Raw genomic sequence first — 18961 nt, 5'->3', positions numbered from 1 at the left:
ACACCACCTAGGGTCGGTCGTGTGCGTCACGATACCCGCGGCGGGGCCGACCTGGCCGGTATCGTCGGGCTGATGTCGTCGCAGTCGCCCCTGCAGTCCGGCGGCCACCGGATCCGCGGGATGGTGGGGGTCGTCGGGGTCCTGGCCGTGCTGGTGGGGATCAACCTCACCGCCAATCTCGCGGGCCTTCCCCATCGCGAATGGATCGTGCCGCTGGCGGTGGTCGCGCTGGTCGTGGTGGTCAAGCTGCGCGGGATGCGGTGGTCGGAACTGGGACTCTCCGCCTGCGACATGCCCCGCGGGCTGGCGTACGGCCTCGCCGCGACGGTCACGGTGGCCACCGTGGTGACCGCCGGGTGCCTGATCCCCGCGACCAGCCCGTTCTTCCTCTCCGACCGTTACTCCGACCTCCGCCTGACGCTGTTTTCGGCGCTGGTGCTGATCCCGCTGATGACCGTGCTCCCCGAGGAGCTCGCGTTCCGCGGGGTCCTGCAGGGGGCGCTCGAGCGGGTCGTCGGCCCCACCGGCGTCTTCTGGGTGGGGTCGCTCGCGTTCGGGCTGTGGCACGTCACCTCCTCGTTCGGGCTGACGGCCGGCAACGCCGGTCTGGCGGACCTGCTGGGCACGGGAACCCGCGGTCAGCTCGCCGGGATCGCCCTGGCCGTCGCGGCGACCTCGGTGGCGGGCGCCGGGTTCATCTGGATCCGCCGCCACAGCCGCAGCCTGCTGGCGCCGATCGGACTGCACTGGGCGTTCAACGCTGTCGGTGCGCTGGCCGCCGCTCTCACGTGGCGCGCCCTGGCCGGCTGACCACTCGCTCCCTGGTGACGGGCCGGCTGAACACCGCCCACACCGCCACCACGACCAGCGTGGCGCTGACGCTCATCACCACGAGCATCGGCACGGCGGACCGGGGGCCGGCGAGTCCGGTCAGCGGAGAGACCAGCGCGGCCAGGCTGAACTGCGCGGCGCCGAGCAGCGCCGAGCCGGACCCCGAATGGCCCCGGGTCGCCTGCATGGACAACGCCGCCGCGCATGGCAGGACCAGACCGATTGACAGGGTCAACAGGATGAACCCGACGGTGACCGGCGCCAGGCTCAGGGTGCCGGTGGGGGACAGGACCACGACGACGACGAGGTAGCCGATCGCGGTGACCATTCCCGCGACCCCGGTGCGCAGGATCTTCTCCGGGGCGAACCTGCCCACCAGGCGGGCGCCGGCGAGATTCGAGACGAGGATGCCGAGGGCGTTGACGGTGAACGCCACCGAGAACGCGGTGGGCGAGAGCCCGATCATGTCCTGGTAGATGAACGGGCTGGCCGAGATGTAGGCGAAGAGCACCCCGAAGGTGAACACGAACGCCGAGACCCGGGCGACAAACGGTCCGTGGGTGGCCACGACCCGCATGTCGGCCAGGCTCGACAGGATCCCGCCGGTCCGACGGGAGTCGGTCTGCAGTGACTCGGGCACCGCGGCGACGATCCCGATGGCGGTGAGCACCGACAGTCCGGCCAGCAGCCAGAACACGCCGCGCCACCCGCCGAACGGAACCACGGCGCCGCCGATGAGCGGGGCGAGCACCGGCGCCACGGACTGGATGGCCATGAGGGTCGCGAACGCCTTGGCGACCCCGGCCCCGCGGCCGACGTCCACCACCACCGCCTTGCTGATCACGATCCCGGCGGCCCCGAAGAACCCCTGGGCCACCCGGCCGATCACGAGGACCCAGATCGACGGGGCCAGCGCGCACACCACGGCCGCGAGCGCGGTCCCGACCGAGCCGAGGATGAGCAGGGTGCGCCGACCCATCCGGTCCGAGAGGGGACCGATCACGAGCTGACCCGCCGCCAGCGCCACCATGAACGCGGTCAGCGTGAGCTGGGCGGCCGAGGCGGAGACCCCGAACTCGCCGGTGATCAGCGGGAGCGCCGGCAGGTAGGTGTCGGTGGCGAACGGCCCGATCGCCCCGGCGAGGGCCAGGGCCGTGAGCATGGTCGCGGGCACAGTGCCCGTCGGGTGCCCGGGATCCGGTGCGCGCCCGGTGCCCGTCGGGTGCCCCGTGCCCTCGACGTCGCGGTGCAACGGCTCGCCCGGTCCGGTCACCGCCCGACCCCGGCGGCCTCGGCGGCGCTGTCCGCCAGTCCGACCCCGGTGCCCTCATAGATGTGGAACGCCACGTCCGCGCCCAGGCGGATGAGTTCGTCCCGCTCGTCGTCGTACTGGGCGACCACCGCGATCGTCCCCTCGAAGTCGCGCTCGTCCACCTGTTCGAGTGCGATCAGGTTCGAGCCGTGGAACGGCATGGCCAGCACGATGATCTCCACCTCGTCGTCGTTGGTGCAGCGGTCCCAGAAGTCGGCATCGGTCGCGTCGCCCTCGAGCACCCGGACCCCCTGCGCGCGGAGAGCGCTGACCTTGAGCGGATCGTTCTCCACCCCGATGACCGACAAACCGTACTCGTCGACCAGGCGATCGCGCACCGCCCGGCCCACCCTCCCCACCCCCAGCACCAACACCCGGGCGTGCTCGAGGTCGATCGGGGCGTCCTCGGGATGGGTCCGTCTCTCGCCCAGGGTCGGGACGAATCCCGACAGTCGCGTGACGAGCCCGGACCCGCGGCGGTTGACCAGGGTCGACACCACGAAACTCGCGGCCACCGCGACGGAGACCACCACCAGCCAGTCCTCGCTGACTAGGTCCGCCTCGACTCCGGCCGCGATCACGATCAACCCGAACTCGGAGAAGTTGGCCAACGCCAGGCCCGCGAGGATCGACGTGCGTTTGCGGAGCCCGAACGCCGCCAGGGCCAGCGTGAACAGCGCACCCTCGAGGGGGAGCAGCGCCACCAGGAGCAGGCCGAGCAGGACGGTCTCGAAGGTCGGGGTGACGTGCAGACCGATCGAGACGAAGAACCCCACCAGGAGCAGTTCCCGGAGCCCGAACAGGGTGCGGGAGAGCTCGACCGCACGCGGGTGGGAGGCGAGGAGGATCCCCACCACCATCGCCCCGAAGTCACCCTTGATCCCCACCGCCTCGAACAGCCAGTACCCGGGCACGAGGGCCATCATGATCCCGAAGAGGGTCTGCAGTTCGCCGTGTCCCAGCCGGTGCCACAACCGGCGTATCAGCCACACGCCGGGCAGGAGCAGGGGCAGGGCCAGCGCCCACGGGCTGGGGGGAACCCCCTTGATCGCGGTGAGGAACGCCACCGCCACGACGTCCTGCAGCACCAGGACGCCGATCGCCACCCGGCCGTAGAGGGTGCTGGCGTCCGACCGCTCGTCGAGCACCTGGATGACGAAGACGGTGCTGGAGAACGAGAGCGCGAATCCCAGGAGGGCCAGGACCTGCCAGTCCGCGTCGGCGAGCAACCGCACCCCGACGGTTGCGAGCACACCGAGGAAACCGGCGGTCAGACCCACCAGCGCGACCAGGTTGGCCGCCGTGGTCACCAGGACCTCGCGGCGGAGGAGCATCCGGAGGTCGAGCTTGAGCCCGATGGTGAACAACAGGATGGTCACGCCGAGGTCGGCGAGCGTGTCGACCACGGGTAGGGACTCGATACCGGGGGTGTGCAGGATGAACCCGGCGGTGAGGTACCCGATCAGGGTGGGCAGGCGCAGCAGGCGGGCCATGAACCCGCAGGCGAACACCACGACGAGGTAGATGGCGACGGTATCCATCAGATCTCCCGGTCGGCGCGGCGGGTCAGCCGACCTCGACGACCGGGCGACCGTCGAGGAACGTGATGGTCCCGCCCTCGAAGGTGGAGATCCAGCCCCCGTCGGTGGTGGCCTCGTCCGCGGTGGGGAAGCCCAGCTCACCCGCTGGTCCGCCGGCCTCCCGGTACGCCGCGAGGATCTCGCCCTGCACCACCAGGGCCCGCCCCGCCGGGGTGAGGACGATCGACCCGCGCTCGAAATCGGTGATCGAGCCGCCCGCTACCTCCCGGGCGGGGCCCGTCGCCCGGCCGATTTCACCCTCCTCGCCTCCGAGTTCGGCCCAGCGGTCGGCGACCGGCGCCGGGATGTCGACCGAGGTGTCGGCCGGCCCGGGGACGGGTGCCGACCTCGTCGTCGTCATCATCTCGGACGTCATCATCTCGGACGTCATCACCTCCGACGTCGGGGCCTGCGCCGCGCCGCCGCCGTCGGTGTCCTCGCCACCCGGGGAACAGGCGGTGAGGCCGATGCCGACGACGGCGGTGACGGCGACGACAGTGACCGGGGCGGCGGAGCGCAGACGTGAGATCGGGTGCATGATCCCGGATCCTAGTCGCGGACGACGTCGGCATAACCTGTCGCCGAATCGCAACATACGACCCCTTCCTGACCTGCTGCCGCGGGTGAACACTGGATCCAGGCGCCGACAGGCGGCCAGAGGAGGCAGCACCGTGTCCAGATTCGTCACCTGCCTGTGGTTCAACCGGGAGGCGGAGGAGGCCGCCGAGTTCTACTGCTCGGTGTTCCCCGACTCCCGCGTCCTCTCCGTCGACACCACCCCGGTCGACACCCCGGGCCCCAAGGCGGGCGACGTGGTGACCGTGGAGTTCGAACTCGACGGGCGGACGTTCATCGCCCTCAACGGCGGGTCGGATCCCGAGTACACCGACGCTCTCTCGCTGGAGATCCGGTGCAGGGACCAGGCCGAGATCGACCACTACTGGAACGGCCTGCTGGCGGGCGGGGGACAGGAGGTCCAGTGCGGCTGGTTGATCGACCGGTACGGGGTGCGCTGGCAGGTCGCGCCGGAGTCACTGTACGAGCTGTGGCGGGGCGACGACGAGGAGGCGGCCGCCCGGTCGTTCGCCGCGATGATGGACATGGTCAAGCTCGACATCGCGGCGCTGGAAGCGGCCGCCCGGGGAGACTGAGGCCCCCGGCCCCCGGCCGCCGCCCGGACCCCCGACCCCCGCCCAAACCCCCGACCCCCGGCGGCGACCGGTGGCGCCGGCTACGGGCCGGGTTCACAGCCAGCGGTCTACAGGCCGGGGCGCTTGCCGATCGTCAGCGTGACCTCGCTGGTGTGGGCGAAGAAGTCCTCGCCCTTGTCGTCGACGACGATGAACGCAGGGAAGTCCTCGACGTCGATCTTCCAGACCGCCTCCATGCCGAGTTCCTCGTACTCGATCACCTCGACGTGCTTGATGCAGTCCTGGGCCAGGCGCGCCGCCGGGCCGCCGATGGAGCCCAGGTAGAAACCACCGTGGGTGGCGCAGGCGTCGGTGACCTGCTTGGAGCGGTTGCCCTTGGCGAGCATCACCATGGAGCCGCCCGCCGCCTGGAACTGCTCGACGTAGGAGTCCATGCGGCCGGCGGTGGTGGGGCCGAAGGAACCCGACGGCATGCCCTCGGGGGTCTTGGCCGGGCCGGCGTAGTAGACGGGGTGGTCCTTGAGGTACTGCGGCATCTCCTCGCCGGCGTCGAGCCGCTCCTTGATCTTGGAGTGCGCGATGTCTCGGGCCACGACCAGCGGCCCGGTCAGCGACAGGCGGGTCTTGACCGGGTGCCTGCCCAGCTCGGCCAGGATCTCCGGCATCGGCTTGTTGAGGTCGATCTTCACCGCGGCGCCCTTCCCGGTCCCGGACACGCCGTGGGTCGCGGCGTCGAGCTCGGCGTCGGTGGTGGCGGGCAGGAACCGGCCCGGGTTGAACTCGAGCTGCTCGAGGAACACCCCCTCCGGGGTGATCTTGGCCTTGGCCTGGCGGTCGGCCGAGCAGGAGACGGCGATGGCCACGGGCAGCGAGGCGCCGTGGCGGGGCAGGCGCACCACGCGGACGTCGTGGCAGAAGTACTTGCCGCCGAACTGGGCGCCGATCCCGATCTTCTGGGTCAGCTCGAAGACCTTCTCCTCCAGCTCCACGTCGCGGAAGCCGCGGCCCGTCATGGCCCCCTCGCGGGGGAGTTCATCGAGGTAGTGCGCCGAGGCGAGCTTGGCGGTCTTGACCGCGAACTCGGCTGAGGTGCCGCCCACGACGATCGCCAGGTGGTACGGCGGGCACGCGGCGGTGCCGATGGAGCGGATCTTCTCCTCGATGAACTGCATCATCCGATCGGGATTGAGGATCGCCTTGGTCTCCTGGTACAGGAAGGACTTGTTGGCGGACCCGCCGCCCTTGGCCATGAAGAGGAACTTGTAGGTGTTCTCGTGGCCGGGGGTGGTGTCCGCCCCGATCTCGATCTGCGCCGGGAGGTTGTTCCCGGTGTTGCGCTCGTCCCACATGGTGAGGGGAGCGTTCTGGGAGTAACGCAGGTTGAGGCGCGTGAAAGCGTCATAGACGCCGTGGGCGACGGCCTCCTCGTCGGGCCCGGGGGTCAGGACGTGCTGGCCGCGCTCGCCCTTGACGATGGCCGTACCCGTGTCCTGGCACATCGGCAGTACCCCGCCGGCGGCGATGTTGGCGTTCTTGAGCAGATCCAGCGCCACGAACTTGTCGTTGTCGCTGGCCTCGAGGTCGTCGAGGATCTTGGCGACCTGCGCGAGGTGGTCACTACGGAGGTAGTGGGAGATGTCGTGCATCGCGGTCTCGGTGAGCAGGCGGATCGCATGGGGCTCCACCCGCAGGAAGGACGTGCCGTCCGGCCCCTCGACCGTGGAGACGCCCTCGGTGGTCAGCAGACGGTACTGGGTGGTGTCCGCACCGACCGGGAGGAGATCCTCATAGACGAACTCGGGCATGGAACGCTCCTGGATCGAGAAGGCGGGCAAAACTTCCGTCCAGGATAATCGCCTGATTGCGCAGGTCAGAATCGGGTGTCGCGTAGGGGGACAAAGCGGTAGCCCCCGTGTTCGGTGATCTCCATCGCCCCGTCGGTGATCCGGACCCGGTGCATCACGTCCCGCCAGGGCGCGACCATCACCCCGCCGTCGCCGAGCTGGTCGATGAGGTCTCCTGGCAACTCGCGGGCCATCGCCGAGACGAGGATCCGGTCGAAGGGCCCGAGCTCGGGCAGTCCGAGCACGCCGGGTCGAGCGTGGTGGACCTGCACCCAGGGCTGGGTGAGGGCGGCTCGTGCTCGCTCCACCAGCTCCGGCACCAACTCGACCGCATGGACGCTCGACTCCGGTCCGCCGAGTTCGCCGAGGAGGGCCGACGTCCAGCCGCTCCCGGAACCCACGTCGAGGACCCGCATCCCGGGGAAGGTCTCCAGGAGGGTCAGCATCGCCGCGACCGTGGAGGGTTGGGAGTTGGTCTGCCCGAATCCGATGGGCAGGGGCGCATCCCTGTGGTGCTCGCCGGCGACCTCGGGCGGGAGGAAGCGGCGACGATCCTGCGCGCGCATCGCGGCGAGGACGGTGGCGGCGAACATCGGCACCCCTCCTCTCGCCGTCCGCTCCCGCCGCGCGAGGAACCTCTCCCGCCGGGTGGGAGGGTTTCGCTAGGCCTCGCCCAGGACGCGGGTCCCGCCCTCCGGGTCGAGATCGTCGATCTGATCATGGCGCTCGACGCGCTCGTCGCCGGGCTCCAGCACGCCCTCGGCTCCGGTGTCCGGTCGCTCGGCGTCGAGTTTGGAGTCGAGGGAATGGTGTTCCTCGGCCGACTTCCAGCTCTCGGGTGGGTCGACGGTGAGATCCTCCCCGTCGGTGGAGATGACGTCGGCGTCGAGCCCCTCGCTGCCGTCGAGGGTGTTCTCGTCGTAGTCGCCGACGGTGTCCTGGTCGTATTCGCGCTCGGAGTCCATGCCCTCGAGTGTGTGCCGGATGCGATCGTGCCGCATCCGGTCGGCGGGTGTGGGTCCGGCCATGTGAGCCCGGTCGCACCCCGATTTTGCTCGAGGGCATTCTCTGCCGTTAAGGTGAGGCTTACCTACCGACCAAGCTCTGGAGAGATTGTGAACCGATTCCCCAAGATCGTCGCCGCGGCAGCCGCCCTGGCTCTGGCCGGCGGCGCGCTCACGGCGTGCGGCAGCTCCGACGCGGAGTCCACCGGCGCGGCGGCGGAAGGCCCCACCCGGGTCGTCCTCACGAGCCACGCGGCAGCCGACACGCTCGACGAACTTGATCTCGAGGACCGGGTCGTGGGCCTGCCCAAGACGGGGACGTTCCCGGACGCGCTCGACACCTACGCGGGCGACCAGTACACCGACGTCGGCAGCCTCAAGGAGCCGAAGATGGACGTCATCGCCGAGCTCGGGCCCGACCTCATCCTGTTCGGCGGCCGCACGCGGGCGATGGAGCCGGAGTTCGCCAAGGTCTCCGACCAGGTGATCGCCGGTGACCCCGACACCGCTGACACGGTCGCCTCCAACCGCGCCAAGGTCGAGGAGATCGCCGCGCTGTTCGGTGCGCAGGACAAGGCGACGGAAGAGCTCGCCGAGATCGACGAGAAGGTGGCCGCGACCCGCGCCAAGGCCGAGGGTGCCGGTACGGCCCTCGTCCTGATGACCTCCGGTGGCAAGGTCACCGCCTACGGCCCCGGCACCCGTTTCGACATCATCTTCAACGAGCTCGGCATGAAGTCCGCCGGCGACGTCGAGGCAGAGGGCAGCCACGGCGCGCCGCTGAGCTGGGAGCAGATCGCCGAGCTCAACCCCGATCACGTCTTCGTGATCGACCGCGACGCCGCGATCGGCGCCGAGGGCGAGGCGGCCACCGCGCTGCTGGACAACCCCGTCTTCAACCGCACCGCCGCCGCCACCAACGGCAAGGTCCACCTGCTCAACGGGCAGAACTGGTACCTGATCGGCGGCGGCCTCGGGGTCCTGGACTCCATGATCGACGAGATCGACTCAGCCGTCTCCTGACGGCTACGGGTATCCGGTCATGGTGACCACCACGTTGGACAGCCGGCCACGGCGCATCGCGCCCTGGCCGGCTTTCGGCGTGGCCGCGCTCGTGGTGGCGCTGTTCGCGAGCGTCTTCGTGGGAGCTGCCGACATCACGGTGTGGGACGTCGTGACGGGCGGCCTCACCGAGGCGCACCGCGTCTACCTCGTCGAGGTGCGCCTGCCCCGGACCGCGGCGGCCGCGCTCGCCGGGGCCTCCCTGGCGATCGCGGGTCTGCTCATGCAGTTGCTCACCCGCAACCGCTTCGTCGAACCCTCCACCGCCGGAACGGTCGAGTCCGCGGGGCTGGGCCTGGTGGTGGTGGCGATCCTCGCGCCGGGAGCGCCGATCGTCATGAAGATGCTCGTCGCGATGGCGTTCGCCCTCGCCGGCACGGCGCTGTTCCTCGCGTGCATCCGGCGTGTGGCGGTGTCGGACTCCTTCGTCGTCCCGCTCATCGGGATCATGCTCGGCTCCGTGGTGGGGGCGGTGGCGACGTTCCTGGCGTTGTCCCGCGACCTGCTCCAGATGCTCAACACGTGGATGCTCGCCGACTTCTCGGCGGTCCTCGCCGGGCGGTACGAGATGCTCTGGTTGGTCGCCGTGCTCGGGGTGCTCGCCTACATCACGGCGGACCGGTTCACCGTGGCCGGGCTGGGGGAGGACGTGGCCACCGGGCTCGGACTGGATCACCGCACGGTGGTCGCCCTGGGCATGACCATCGTGGCCGCTGTGGCGGCCGTCGTCGTCGTCACCGTGGGCGCACTCCCGCTGCTCGGGCTCGTGGTCCCCAACGTGGTCTCCCGGCTGGTCGGCGACGACGCGCGGCGCGGCCTGCCCCTGGTGGCGCTCCTCGGCGCGGTCACCGTCCTGGTCTGCGACATGATCGGGCGGTCCCTGCCGAGCCTCCTGGCCGGCGGCTCGCCGGGCGCGGGGGAGATCCCCGTGGGAACCCTGGTGGGGATCATCGGCGGCGCCGTCTTCCTGGCCATGATGCTGCGGGGGGTGCGCAATGGGTGAGACCGCGATTCTCGTCGCCCCGCCGAAGAGGCTCTCGCGGGCTCGGACCCGCGTGGAATCCGACCGCAGACGCCGCTGGTTGGTGACCCTGGTGTGCGCGGCTGTCGCGGTCGCGTCGCTGGCCGCACTCGTACTGGCAGGTCTTCCCGATACCGTCGGCTCCAAGGCGTGGGCCTACTCGCTCGACCGGCTGTCCCGGCATGCCGTCGCGATCGTCGTGGTGTCGGTGGCGGTGGGCGTGTCGACGGTCCTGTTCCAGACCGTCACCGGGAACCGGATCCTCACGCCGGCGCTCATGGGCTTCGATTCCCTGTACCTGCTCATCCAGACGATGCTCGTGTTCTTCATGGTCCCCCGACCCGACGCGATCGCTGGTGGCCTCATCAGCGGCGGGCTCTCCGGGTTCCTCGGGCAGACCGCGATCATGGTGGTGGCGTCGACCGCCCTCTACCTCTGGCTGCTCGGTGGACGCCGGACGGACATCCACCTGCTGCTGCTGGTGGGCGTGGTGTTCGGCGTGTTCTTCCGCTCGATCTCGTCGTTCTTCCAACGGCTCCTCGACCCGGCTGCCTACCTGCGGGTCCAGGACGCCATGTTCGCCAGCTTCCGAGGTGTCCAGCTGGACGTGCTCGTGGCGTGCGGGCTGATCGTGGCCGTCTGTCTGGGCGTGGTCGTGATGCTCGGTCGCAGGCTGGACGTGATGCTGCTGGGCCGTGACCCGGCGGTCGCACTGGGCGTGAACCACCGGCGGGTGACGATCGTCGTCCTGGTGGTGGTCTCGTTCCTCGTCTCGGCCTCGACGGCCCTGATCGGGCCGGTGATGTTCTTCGGGCTGATCGTCGCGAACGCGGCGTATGCGCTGCTCGGCACCACCCTCCACCGCTTCACGCTGCCCGTCGCCTCACTGCTGGGCGTGATCGCCCTCGCCGGTGGAGAGATGGTCCTCGGCGCCCTCGGCGTCGAGTCCGCGCTGAGTATCGTCATCGAGTTCGTCGGTGGCCTGCTGTTCCTGTTCCTGCTCCTGACCAACCGCGCTCGCTGAAGAAAGAGGCACTCATGTCCCTTCTCCCGTTCCGCCGCCGTGGCGACCGAACCAGCGCGCTCGAATGGTCGACCGGGTGCGGTATCGAGGCGGAGGCCGTGTGCTCGTCCTACGGAGACACCCGCGTCCTCCACGACGTCACGGCGTGCTTCGCCCAGGGCGGCGTGACGTCCCTGATCGGTCCCAACGGCGCCGGGAAGTCGACGCTCCTCGGGGTGATGAGCCGACTCCAGCAGGCGGATTCGGGTCAGGTCCGGGTGGACGGGGTCGACGTGTCCGTCAATGGTGGTCGCGAGTTGGCCCGACGGCTCGCCGTTCTCCGGCAGGAGAACGCGGTCTCCATCCGGTTGACGGTTCGCGAGCTCGTGGCGTTCGGCAGGTTCCCGCACAACGGCGGGCGACCGACCGCCGGGGACGCCGAGCACATCGACTACGCGATGGCGGCGATGGAGCTGGAGGGCTTTGCCGACCGGTATCTCGACGAGCTCTCCGGCGGTCAGCGCCAGCGCGCGCACATCGCCATGGTCCTGGCGCAGGACACGGACTACGTCCTGCTCGACGAGCCGCTCAACAACCTCGACCTCCGGCACGCCACCTCGATCATGCGGCTGCTGCGCCGGACCGCCGCGGAGCGGGGCAAGACCATCGTGCTGGTGATCCACGACATCAACATCGCCGCCGCCTACTCCGACCGGATCATCGCCATGAAGGACGGCGTGATCGTGGCCGACGGCACCCCGGGCGAGATCATGCGGACCGAGGTCCTGCGGCTGGTCTACGACATGGAGATGCAGGTCGCTGAGGTCGCCGGCCGGTACGTGGCGCTGTACTTTGACGGCGAGGACGAGTTGACCGACCACCAGACGGTCAGCGACCGCCGGACGGTCCTCTTCACGGCCTGACCCCGAGGGGAGTCTGAAGGAGATGGCACCACTCTCCGTCGTCACGGTGGTCCTGGCGGGCGGCGCGGGCTCGAGACTCAGCGCCCTGACCCGCGAGCGCGCGAAGCCGGCCGTCCCGTACGGGGCGGGATACAAGCTGATCGACTTCGTGTTGAGCAACGCCGCCAACTCCGGTCTGCGGGACGTCTGGGTGGTCCAGCAGTTCCACCCGGTCTCGCTGGGGGCCCATCTGCGGAGCGGCCGACCCTGGGATCTGGACCGACTGGACGGCGGGCTGCTGGTCCTCCACCCCTCGCAGGGGACCGACCGGGACGGGTTCCACACGGGCACCGCCGACGCACTGTGGAAGCAGGTCGAGTCCCTCCGGGAGGCCGCGCCGCAGGTCACCGTGGTGCTGAGCGCCGACGCCGTCTACCGGCTCGACTACGACGAGGTGATCCGCGACCACCTGGCGTCATTCGCCGAGGTCACGATGGTCACCACCCGGGTCGCCCCGGAGGACGCCGGCCGCTACGGGGTGGTCCGCGTGGCGGAGGACGGCTCGGTCGTCGACTACCGGTACAAGCCGGACGAGCCGGAGAGCGACCTGATCTGCGCGGAGATCTTCGTGTTCAACACCGCCGCGCTCATCCGTCACCTGGAGGCGGCCGCGGACGACGTGGCGTCCGCCGGCGGGCCCGGCGACCTCGGCGACATCGGGGACAACATCCTGCCCGCGATGGTCGGCGCCGGGCACGCCCGGGAGTGGCGGCACGAGGGGTACTGGCGCGACGTCGGGACCATCGCCTCGTTCTGGGCCGGACACATGGATCTCCTCGGTGACGATCCGGTCCATCGCCTCGACGTGGACGGATGGCCACTACGCACCGCATCGTCCTACACCGGGCCGGCCAGAACCGGCTCCGCGGCCGTCGTGTCCGGCTCGCTGGTCGGGCGCGGCGCAGTGATCCACGGGGAGATCCGGCACTCCGTGGTCGGCCCCGGCGCCGTGATCGAACAGGGGGCACTGGTCCGGGACAGCGTGATACTGCCCGGCGCGGTGGTGCGGTCGGGGGCGAGGGTCGAGACCGCTGTCGTCGACTCCGGAGTCGTCGTCCCGGCCGAGGCCAGTATCGGCGAGCCCCGGGCCGGCGCCACGGAGACCACCGCGCGGGTGGCGCTGTTGGGGCGGGACGAGGAGTCGTCGGGGGAACGACCGTCGGGCTTCACCCTGGCCGCGGGAGAGATCCACCCGGGCGACGACGAGGACCCGCGCGTCTGAGCCGCGCACGTCCGAACAGCCCGCGGGGCCGCGGTAACGCAGCGCTGGCACCGTCCTCACACCGGGCGGGACGGCGCTAGGCTCGGCCCCATGCGCTTCGGACTCTTCCTGCCCCAGGGATGGCGACTCGATCTGGTCGACGTCCCCCCAGCCCGCCACTGGCCGGTCATCTCCGACCTGGCCACCCGCGCCGACGCCGGGCCCTGGGAGTCGGTGTGGGTGTACGACCACATGCACACCTCGCCGCTCACCACGACCGAGGCCACCCACGAGGCATGGAGCCTGATGTCCGCGCTCGGCGCGGTGACCTCCCGCGTCCGCCTGGGTCAGATGTGCACCTGCCTGGGCTACCGCAACCCCGCCCTGCTGGCCAAGATGGCCTCGACCATCGACCACATCTCGGGCGGCCGCGTGGAGATGGGGATCGGCGCCGGCTGGTACGAGCACGAGTGGCGCGCCTACGGCTACGGGTTCCCCCCGGCGGGCGACCGGCTGGCCATGCTCGACGAGGGCGTGCGGATCATGCTCGAGGCGTGGGCGGACGGCATCGTCTCGCTGAAGGGTGAGCACTACGACGTGGACGGCGCGATCGCCCAGCCGCGCCCGTTGCAGGAGGGGGGCATCCCGCTGTGGATCGCCGGGGGCGGGGAACGCAAGACCCTGAGGATCGCCGCCCGCCATGCCGACTACACCAACTTCGACGGCAGCCCCGAGGGCTTTGCCCACAAGTCCGAGGTCCTCGCCGGTCACTGCGCCGACGTGGGCCGGGACCCGTCCGAGATCACCCGGACGGCGAACTACAACGTGGCGATCGGGGAGAACCAGAAGGAGGTCGCCGACCGGCTGGCGTTCCTCCGGGACCGTATGGCCCGCCATGTCGGGGCGGACGAGGCCGACCGCCAGCTCGGCGCGTACCGCGGGCTGCCCGCGGTGGGCACGCCCGAGCAGATCGTGGAGAAGCTCACCGAGCTCGAGGGGCTGGGCATGGGGTACGGGATCTTCTACTTCCCCGAGATCGCCACCGACACCTCCGGGCTCGACCTCTTCGAGCGCGAGGTCATCCCCGCACTGGCAGGGGCGTAGGCGCGATGAGGAACACCGAGTACCGGGAACTGCCCGCGGAGGCGGTCCTCGAGCACATCACCCCGGGGATGCACGTCATCTCGCCCATCCAGAATGCCGCGCCCCCGGCGCTACTGCGAGCACTGGACGCCGGGGCCGAGGGACTCCACGATGTCACGATCCACCACATGGACCCCTGGGAGTCGCTGCCCTTCATGGAGGGCGCGTACCCGGGCAAGCTGCGGCACGTCGACTACTTCCTGGGCCCCGGCTCGCGCAAGAACTTCCACGACGGCCACTGCGACCTCGTCCCCGTCGACTTCGCCCAGGTCCCGGCGACCCTGCGTGAGTTCACCCCGCCCGGTCTGGCGATCACGACGGTGTCGGAGATCGACGAGCACGGGTTCTTCTCGATGGGCACCAACGCCGACTACGTTGCGTCCTTCATCGGACAGGTGCCGTTCTTCGTGGAGGTCAACGCACACATGCCGCGGACCTTCGGGCGTAACCACATCCACATCTCCCAGGTGGCCGGCGTGACCCGGAATGACACCCCGATGATCACGGTCGACCCGCCGGTGCCGGGGGCGACCGAGAACGCGATCGCCGACGTCATCGCCGAGCGGATCCCCGACGGCGCCTGCCTGCAACTGGGCGTGGGCAAGCTCCCCGATGCCTTCCTCTCGCGTCTGACCGGTCACAAGAACCTCGGGATCCACACCGAAGCACTGTCGGACGGGGTGATGAACCTGGTCGATGCGGGCGTCATCGACGGCTCACGCAAGACCGGCCGGCCGTTCAAGCACGTGACCACCTTCGCGGTGGGGTCGCAGAAGCTCATGGACTGGCTGCACAACAACCCGTCGGTCGCCATGCTCCCGGTGGACATCGTCAACGACCCCAGGGTGATCGGCCAGGAGCACAACCTCTATTCCGTCAACGCGACCAGCGAGGTCGATCTCTACGGCCAGGCCGCCTCGGAGACCATCGCGGGCAGATACTGGTCGGGAGCCGGTGGCCAGGCGGACTTCGCGCGGGGCTGCACCTTCTCGCCCGGTGGCCACGGCTTCATCGTCACGCCATCCCAGACGTCCAAGGGCATCAGCCGGATCACGCTCTCGCTGACGCCCGGCAGCCCCGTGACCACGCACAAGAACATCATCGAGAACGTGGTCACCGAGTTCGGCATCGCCGCCCTCAGGGGCAGGTCGGTCTCCCAGCGGGCCGCGGCCCTCATCGACGTCGCCCACCCCGACCACCGCGAGCGCCTGAGCAGGCAGGCCCGCGACGCGGGCCTGTTGAAGCGGTCCGTATAGCGGGGCCGGGGCGGCGTGACTGCGCCCTCGATCCGTCGCCGACCGGTGGCAGGGTGTGAACAGGGGGGTTACGTTCCCGGTGGTATGTGAACCCCGACCTTGGAGGCAGCTGTGGACCCCATCATCTGGATCATCATCGGGGTGATCGCGGTGATCGTGATCATCGCACTCATCGCGCTGGCCGCCAGGAACAGCAACAGGAAGAAGCTGACCGCGGCATCCGAGCTCCGGCGCGACGCCCGTGAGCGGGAGCAGCAGTTGGAGAAGCAGCACTCCGTCGCCCGCGAGCAGGAACACCGCGCCGGTGCTGCCGAGCACGAGGCCAAGGCCAAGGCCGCGGAGGCCGAGCGGATGCGCGCCGAGGCGGACCAGCACCGCGCAGCGGTCGACGAGCAGCGCCGCGACGTACGGGAGATGGAGCAGCACGCGGAGAAGCTCGACCCCAAGCACCGGGCTGACGACCTCGGCCGCGACGACCATCGCGGCGCGTCCGCGGATGACCACCGGGTTGAGGGGCGCGGTGGCGCGGGGCGCGGTGGCGCGGGGCACGAAGGCGCGGGGCGCGGCGGCAGCGCTGTGGCCGGCGGCGTGGGTGGCCGCCATTCGGTCCCCGAGGGAGGTCGCGAGGCGGGTGCAGGCGCGGTCGGGGATCACGCGGGCCACGACCGTTCCGCGGGCGACGACCGGCGCACGTCCGGCGGCGGCCTCACCGGTGACCAGAGCCACTCGGGCCCGGACCGCGGGATCGGCGGCTCGACAGTGGGAGACAGCCCGACGGGGCGTCATGCTGATGACGCCGGGTCGGCCGGGCACCCGGACGGCGAGCCGGGCATCGTCGACAAGATGCTGGGCCGAGAGCACCGCGACGAGCCCCGGCAGTAGAAACGACGGTTCAACACCGGCGGGCCCGTGGGAGATGATCCCACGGGCCCGCCGTCTTCCCACGGGGCGTCACGCGGCTGTGGCCCTGGTTCGCTCGCCGAACAGGGGGCCGTACAGAGCGCCGGCGATGAGCGCACCGACGATCGGCGCCACCCAGAACAGCCACAGCTGGCCGGGTGCCCCGGCGCCGTTGAAGAACGCCACGGCGGTCGACCGGGCCGGGTTCACCGAGGTGTTGGTGATCGGGATGGAGATGAGGTGGATGAGCGTCAGGGTGAGGCCGATGGCGGCGGGTGCGAAACCGGCCGGCGCTCGGTGGTCGGTGGCCCCGAGGATCACCCAGACGAATATCGCGGTGAGGACCACCTCGATGATCAGCGCCGACAGCAGTCCGTACCCGTCGGGGGAGTTGGCCCCGAATCCGTTCGCGGCCATCCCGCCGGTGGCCTCGAAGCCGTCCTTACCGCTGGCCACGACGAGGATGAGGGCGCCCGCGACCAGCCCGCCGACCACCTGACTGACGATGTACACGGGCGCCTTGGCCCAGGGGAGGCGGCCGGCGATCGCCGCGCCGACGGTGACGGCGGGGTTGAAGTGCCCACCGGAGATGTGGCCGAACGCGTACGCACCCGTGAGCACGGTCAGGCCGAAGGCCAGGGAGACTCCGAGGTACCCGACGCCCACCGCGACGTCGCCGGTATCGGCGGTGGCCACCTGGACCGCGGCGAACACGGCCGTGCCGCAACCGCCGAGGACCAGCCAGAACGTGCCGATGACCTCGGCGGCGACGACCGCCGTCCAGGACGGTGCGCGGGAGGACGGAGTGGCGGCAGTCTGTGTGGCGGAGGTCGGTGTACTGGTGGGTGGTGTGCTGGTGGGTGGTTCGGACATGGGACGGCCTCCCGGTGGTGAACTCCCCGGAGCGGGGAGGTGGGGACGTCCCGGTGACGGCCCGGTGCCCAGGACGCTAGTACCCCGGTCGGCCGCCTGCACCGGATTGGCGACCTCGCCGGCAGCACGAGTCGAGCGTCAGGGCGCGAGGAGTGCCGGGAGCGCCTGCGCCGCGGTCGCGCGGAGGTGGAGGGTCACCTCTGACCCGAGGCCGGACGGGCCCGGGTTGACCTCGATCACGGGGGTGCCGCAGTCGGCCGCGAGGGCGGGGAGTGAGGCGGCGGGATAGACCAGACCGGAGGTCCCGACGACGAGGACCGCGGATGCCGCGGAGATCGCGTCAACGGCGGATTCCCACGGCTGCACGGGGAGCGACTCCCCGAACCAGACGACCCCGGGCCTGGCCCGACCCGGGCACCGGGGGCACTCCGGCGGGGCGAGCCGACTCACGGGTTCCGCGGCGGGCTCCTCCACCTCGATCGGGGTCCCGCACGCGTCGCACCGGTGGTCGAAGAGGCTTCCGTGGAGGTGGTGGACCTGCTCGGACCCCGCCCGTTCGTGGAGGTCGTCGACGTTCTGGGTCACCACCACCACGGGGCGCCCGGCGGCGGCCCGGGCGATCGCGAGGTGGCCGGCGTTGGGTCGGGCGGCGCCGACCAGGTGCTCCCGCCAGCGGTACCAGGCCCACACGGTGTCGCGGTCCCGCTCCCAGGCCTCCGGGGTAGCCAGGGCGGTGGGGTCGTAGCGCTCCCACAGGCCCGTCCGGGCGTCCCGGAACGTGGGCACTCCGCTCTCGGCGCTCATGCCGGCACCGGTGAGAACGACGAGAGGCCCGCCGCCGGTGAGGGCGAGACGGGCCTTGCTCATGTCGGGGTGGGGCCGATCGCGCCCCGCACCGCCGGCGGTCACGGGACGAACGCGGTCCCCACGGTCGGGAACGCGACGCAGTTGGAGGTCCCGCCGTCGGCGAGGTTGGTGGTGACGCCGCCCTGGAGGAGCATCAACACCTGGCCCGGACCGGTCTGGGCGGTGCCGTTCACGGTGGCCGGGCCGCCCTCGTTGATCCCGTTGTAGCTCAGGACGGTGGTGCCGCGGCGACCGTTGTTGACGTTCACCCAGTCGACCGTCATGGGCTGGGCCTGCGCGGCGGCCACACCCTCGGTGCCGAGCGCGGTGAAGATGAAGCCGAGCTCGCCGGCGGGGATGCCGGGGAGGGGCAGGTCGGCCTTGCCCGGCACCGCGGTGGCGGCGCCGACGGCGGTCTGCTCCCCGTCGATGCAGCCCTGCATGATCGTCGGGTACGCGAACTGCGCGATGCGCGGGCCGTTCTCGGGGAGCGGGGTACCGGGCTCGCCGGTGCCGCGGAAGAAGCCGACCGCGCGCGCGATGGTGCCGCGGGTGGACTCGGGGATCCACTGCTGCTCGGAGAGGTTCTCGATGGCCTGGAGGACCGGCTCGGTGGGGCGGCCCAGCGCGTCGAGCGACTGAGCGCTGGCGGTGGCGGGTACGGCCAAGGAGACAGCCACGGCGGCTGTAGCACCAACGGCTAGGGTCCTGAACGAGGTCCTGAGCGAGTCGCGGATCACTGGCGAGTCCATTCTTCGGATGAGGCGGGCGGACCGGGCGGCGGGCCGACCAGTCGACCGCTAGATGTTCTCACAGCGCTCAGAGGTGCGGGCGCCCGAGGTGCGTAAACGGTTCTATATGGGTCGAGTGTTACAGATGTTGCTAGTGATGTAAACAACACCGGGCGCTCCGAGTGTGACCTTGATTGCTCGCGATAACGACTCAGCGGCCGTTGCGGGTAATGTGGGTACG

General features: G+C 70.6%; 19 protein-coding genes. 10 read left to right on the top strand and 9 right to left on the bottom strand.

Annotation, left to right across the window (positions count from 1 at the left end):
* Nucleotides 1–21: 21 nt before the first annotated feature.
* Nucleotides 22–810 carry a CPBP family intramembrane glutamic endopeptidase gene (locus R4P08_RS05170; RefSeq protein WP_317812680.1) on the top strand — a complete coding sequence of 263 codons (789 nt, stop codon included), beginning with the start codon at nucleotides 22–24 and terminating at the stop codon, nucleotides 808–810.
* Here R4P08_RS05170 and R4P08_RS05165 read toward each other — a convergent pair.
* From R4P08_RS05165 to R4P08_RS05155, 3 genes are read right to left on the bottom strand one after another with little or no spacing between them, the layout of a single operon-like run.
* Entirely contained in the window at nucleotides 785–2104 is a 1320-nt protein-coding gene (locus tag R4P08_RS05165) for a multidrug effflux MFS transporter (protein ID WP_317812679.1), read from the bottom strand. The two genes, R4P08_RS05170 and R4P08_RS05165, sit on opposite strands and share 26 nt — an antisense overlap.
* Nucleotides 2101–3684, bottom strand: coding sequence for a cation:proton antiporter family protein (locus tag R4P08_RS05160; RefSeq protein WP_317812678.1), 1584 nt, complete (start codon nucleotides 3682–3684; stop codon nucleotides 2101–2103). Before R4P08_RS05160 ends, R4P08_RS05165 begins: the two co-directional genes overlap by 4 nt.
* Nucleotides 3685–3709: 25 nt before the next feature.
* The gene (locus R4P08_RS05155) at nucleotides 3710–4261 is read right to left on the bottom strand and encodes a hypothetical protein (RefSeq protein WP_317812677.1); all 552 of its coding nucleotides are present in this window, start codon (nucleotides 4259–4261) and stop codon (nucleotides 3710–3712) included.
* 133 nt (nucleotides 4262–4394) lie between these two features.
* On the opposite strand from R4P08_RS05155, the gene R4P08_RS05150 reads away from it, so the two are divergent.
* Nucleotides 4395–4874 carry a VOC family protein gene (locus R4P08_RS05150; RefSeq protein ID WP_317812676.1) on the top strand — a complete coding sequence of 160 codons (480 nt, stop codon included), beginning with the start codon at nucleotides 4395–4397 and terminating at the stop codon, nucleotides 4872–4874.
* A 107-nt stretch (nucleotides 4875–4981) separates the two neighbouring features.
* On the opposite strand, the gene R4P08_RS05145 is transcribed toward R4P08_RS05150, so the two are convergent.
* The 3 genes from R4P08_RS05145 to R4P08_RS05135 form a co-directional block, all read right to left on the bottom strand.
* Nucleotides 4982–6679, bottom strand: coding sequence for a fumarate hydratase (locus R4P08_RS05145; RefSeq protein ID WP_317812675.1), 1698 nt, complete (start codon nucleotides 6677–6679; stop codon nucleotides 4982–4984).
* 65 nt (nucleotides 6680–6744) lie between these two features.
* Entirely contained in the window at nucleotides 6745–7311 is a 567-nt protein-coding gene (locus tag R4P08_RS05140; protein ID WP_317812674.1) for a protein-L-isoaspartate O-methyltransferase, read from the bottom strand.
* Nucleotides 7312–7380: 69 nt separating this feature from the next.
* A complete protein-coding gene (locus R4P08_RS05135) occupies nucleotides 7381–7746 on the bottom strand; it encodes a hypothetical protein (protein ID WP_317812673.1) in 366 nt (121 codons plus the stop codon).
* Nucleotides 7747–7833: 87 nt separating this feature from the next.
* On the opposite strand from R4P08_RS05135, the gene R4P08_RS05130 reads away from it, so the two are divergent.
* The 8 genes from R4P08_RS05130 (at nucleotide 7834) to R4P08_RS05095 (ending at nucleotide 16252) form a co-directional block, all read left to right on the top strand.
* Nucleotides 7834–8745, top strand: a complete 912-nt coding sequence (locus R4P08_RS05130; RefSeq protein ID WP_317812672.1) for a siderophore ABC transporter substrate-binding protein — start codon at nucleotides 7834–7836, stop codon at nucleotides 8743–8745.
* A gap of 19 nt (nucleotides 8746–8764) precedes the next feature.
* Complete coding sequence (locus R4P08_RS05125) at nucleotides 8765–9787, top strand: ABC transporter permease (protein ID WP_317812671.1); 1023 nt, start codon at nucleotides 8765–8767, stop codon at nucleotides 9785–9787.
* Complete coding sequence (locus R4P08_RS05120) at nucleotides 9780–10829, top strand: iron chelate uptake ABC transporter family permease subunit (protein ID WP_317812670.1); 1050 nt, start codon at nucleotides 9780–9782, stop codon at nucleotides 10827–10829. Before R4P08_RS05125 ends, R4P08_RS05120 begins: the two co-directional genes overlap by 8 nt.
* A gap of 14 nt (nucleotides 10830–10843) precedes the next feature.
* Nucleotides 10844–11731, top strand: coding sequence for an ABC transporter ATP-binding protein (locus R4P08_RS05115; protein ID WP_317812669.1), 888 nt, complete (start codon nucleotides 10844–10846; stop codon nucleotides 11729–11731).
* Nucleotides 11732–11753: 22 nt separating this feature from the next.
* Nucleotides 11754–12992 carry a glucose-1-phosphate adenylyltransferase family protein gene (locus R4P08_RS05110; protein ID WP_317812668.1) on the top strand — a complete coding sequence of 413 codons (1239 nt, stop codon included), beginning with the start codon at nucleotides 11754–11756 and terminating at the stop codon, nucleotides 12990–12992.
* Between the two features lie 90 nt (nucleotides 12993–13082).
* Nucleotides 13083–14075: an LLM class F420-dependent oxidoreductase gene (locus tag R4P08_RS05105; protein ID WP_317812667.1), complete on the top strand. Its 993-nt coding sequence runs from the start codon at nucleotides 13083–13085 to the stop codon at nucleotides 14073–14075.
* A 5-nt stretch (nucleotides 14076–14080) separates the two neighbouring features.
* Nucleotides 14081–15370, top strand: coding sequence for an acetyl-CoA hydrolase/transferase family protein (locus R4P08_RS05100; RefSeq protein ID WP_317812666.1), 1290 nt, complete (start codon nucleotides 14081–14083; stop codon nucleotides 15368–15370).
* Between the two features lie 111 nt (nucleotides 15371–15481).
* Nucleotides 15482–16252 (top strand): hypothetical protein, encoded by a 771-nt coding sequence (locus tag R4P08_RS05095; RefSeq protein ID WP_317812665.1) that lies wholly within the window; start codon nucleotides 15482–15484, stop codon nucleotides 16250–16252.
* A gap of 69 nt (nucleotides 16253–16321) precedes the next feature.
* Here the strand turns inward: R4P08_RS05095 and aqpZ are convergent, their stop codons facing one another.
* The 3 genes from aqpZ to R4P08_RS05080 all read right to left on the bottom strand — a co-directional run bounded on the left by aqpZ (nucleotide 16322) and on the right by R4P08_RS05080 (nucleotide 18729).
* Nucleotides 16322–17143 carry an aquaporin Z gene (aqpZ, locus tag R4P08_RS05090; RefSeq protein ID WP_317812664.1) on the bottom strand — a complete coding sequence of 274 codons (822 nt, stop codon included), beginning with the start codon at nucleotides 17141–17143 and terminating at the stop codon, nucleotides 16322–16324.
* A gap of 138 nt (nucleotides 17144–17281) precedes the next feature.
* On the bottom strand, nucleotides 17282–18010 hold the full coding sequence (locus R4P08_RS05085; RefSeq protein ID WP_317812663.1) for an NAD-dependent protein deacylase: 729 nt from the start codon (nucleotides 18008–18010) through the stop codon (nucleotides 17282–17284).
* A 38-nt stretch (nucleotides 18011–18048) separates the two neighbouring features.
* A complete protein-coding gene (locus R4P08_RS05080) occupies nucleotides 18049–18729 on the bottom strand; it encodes a hypothetical protein (RefSeq protein WP_317812730.1) in 681 nt (226 codons plus the stop codon).
* Nucleotides 18730–18961: the final 232 nt, after the last annotated feature.

Origin of the sequence: Rhodococcus sp. IEGM 1408 (assembly GCF_033142235.1) — a bacterium.
In the GTDB taxonomy this organism is placed as follows: domain Bacteria; phylum Actinomycetota; class Actinomycetes; order Mycobacteriales; family Mycobacteriaceae; genus Dietzia.
Note: the sequence above shows the minus strand (reverse complement) of the source record. Positions and strands in the feature narration are given on the sequence as shown.